General features: G+C 58.0%; 1 protein-coding gene. It reads right to left on the reverse strand.

The window, feature by feature from the left end; translation table 11 throughout:
* The coding region (locus tag EOL86_15500) for an AraC family transcriptional regulator (protein NCD26975.1) at window positions 1-863 on the reverse strand (863 nt) is incomplete at its 3' end.
* Between the last annotated feature and the right edge of the window lie 213 nt (window positions 864-1,076).

Genomic DNA, 1,076 nt, shown 5'->3' on the forward strand with positions numbered 1-1,076 from the left:
TGCGCGGCAAAGGTCTTGGCGAAATGGCTCAGGTTGCTGTAGCCGACTTCCAGGGCCGCCTCGGTCACGGACATGCCCTGCTCCCGAAGCAGGATCATGGCCCGCTCCATGCGGATCTGGCGCAGATAGGCGTAGGGCGGCATGCCACAGACCTGGGGGAAAACCAGCTTGAGCTTGGACAGGCTCATGCCGACTTCCGACGCCAGATGGTCCAGGTCCGGCGGCTCGGCCATGTTGTCCTCCAGGATGGCACGCGCTTTCTGGACGGCCCGTCGGGTGGCGTCCGAAACATGTCCCATGGCCTCGGCATTGTCATCACGGCTAAAATGCCAAATCATTTCAAGAAATTTTGCCAGAATCAAAGGCGTGGCCCCGGTTTGGTGCGTGGTCACTGTTTCGCGCAACGCGGCCAGGGCCCGATGCACCCCCAAAGACATGGGGCGATGCATGTGCAGGGGTTTGCCCTGGCGGATCGCGGACTCCAGGTCGTGCCCCAACGGCGTGTCATTGATGAGTTTGTGTAGCTCCGTTGCCGGACAGACTATTTCCAGCATGCGGACCCGCTGTCGGCAGGCGCATTTTTGGCACCGACAATGACACGGATGGTACTGCAACAGACAGTTGCCGGCGGACAGAGAATACTCTCCCCCCTGCTCGATTCCGGTCACCGTGCAGTGCAGCTCGCCGTCCAGACACATGACGAGCCAGCAGGTGTCCATGTCATGCTCGCCGCCGGGGCCTGGGACGGCGGACAAGTCGCGGAAGGCGACCTGGAAACGTTCCAAAATACCCCCACCCGTCTGGGCGGTGTCTGAATGGCGGCCAAGAATGCAACCGTTGTTTCTGGAAAGCGTGGATTTCATGGCTGTGTCCCTATTTCCGGCCTGGATTTGTCACGAAACCGGACCGGATAACGCGCGCGACGATATACAACGTGACTAAATTTAATTTCCCGAAAAAATTGATACCAACGGGCTGTATCCCCTTTTTTTATCGAGAAATAAACGCATTCCGAATGGAAACACGCGCACCATCGCCGCACAAATATTTGACGTGGCTAATAATAGGAAGCGTCA

It is taken from the genome of Deltaproteobacteria bacterium (assembly GCA_009930495.1).
In the GTDB taxonomy this organism is placed as follows: Bacteria; Desulfobacterota; Desulfovibrionia; order Desulfovibrionales; family Desulfomicrobiaceae; genus Desulfomicrobium.